General features: G+C 71.7%; 3 pseudogenes. 2 read left to right on the top strand and 1 reads right to left on the bottom strand.

From position 1 onward, the window contains the following. Positions 1-149: pseudogene (locus U8L64_RS00075) on the bottom strand (DUF3482 domain-containing protein); the annotation flags it as partial. Between the two features lie 196 nt (positions 150-345). Here U8L64_RS00075 and U8L64_RS20095 point away from each other — a divergent pair. Together U8L64_RS20095 and U8L64_RS00070 are read left to right on the top strand one after the other, a co-directional pair. Then, positions 346-438, top strand: a pseudogene (locus U8L64_RS20095) (hypothetical protein); the annotation flags it as partial. Between the two features lie 5 nt (positions 439-443). Beyond that, positions 444-568, top strand: a pseudogene (locus U8L64_RS00070) (HAD-IB family hydrolase); the annotation flags it as partial.

The raw sequence follows: 568 nt of genomic DNA, 5'->3' as shown, positions 1-568 counted from the left end.
CGGCTGCGGCGCCTGCCGTGGCGAAGGTCGATACGGCCTGGATGGACGATTATGCCGCGCGCGGCGAGGGCGGCGAGCAGCTGGCGCTGGCGCAGCGCGAGGAGACGCAGCACGGCATCGTCGACGCTCAGTTCGCGCTGGCCCTTGACGACGCGCAGCTCCACACGACGGCGGATCAGTGAGTCGACGCTACGTGGGTGGCGGCCTCGCAAGGCATCGGGCTGGTCGCCGATGGCGCCGCGCGCGTGGTCCGGCTGCGCCGACCCGCTGCTTCGGCAGGCGGCGACATCCACCAGCAGCTCGGCGATCAGCCGCTCGCCGCACGCCGGGCCAGCGGCGAGCGCGCGCGAACCGCGTGATTGGCAGGGTGGTTCGGGGGCGTCGGGCAAATCAACCCAGCCCGAGAGCGGGCGGCCGGAAACGCCGATCGGAGGCCCGCGGACTTCATGCGCGAGCATATCGAGCCGATCGTGCTGGCCAAGGGCGAGGCGCTGGTACGTCAGCATCTGGAAGCCGGCGACCGCGTCGCCATCATCACCGCCACCAACCGTTTCATCACCGGCCCGAT

This window comes from Pseudomonas sp. FIP_A4, assembly GCF_036701605.1.
Lineage (GTDB): Bacteria > Pseudomonadota > Gammaproteobacteria > Pseudomonadales > Pseudomonadaceae > Stutzerimonas > Stutzerimonas phenolilytica.
Note: the sequence above shows the minus strand (reverse complement) of the source record. Positions and strands in the feature narration are given on the sequence as shown.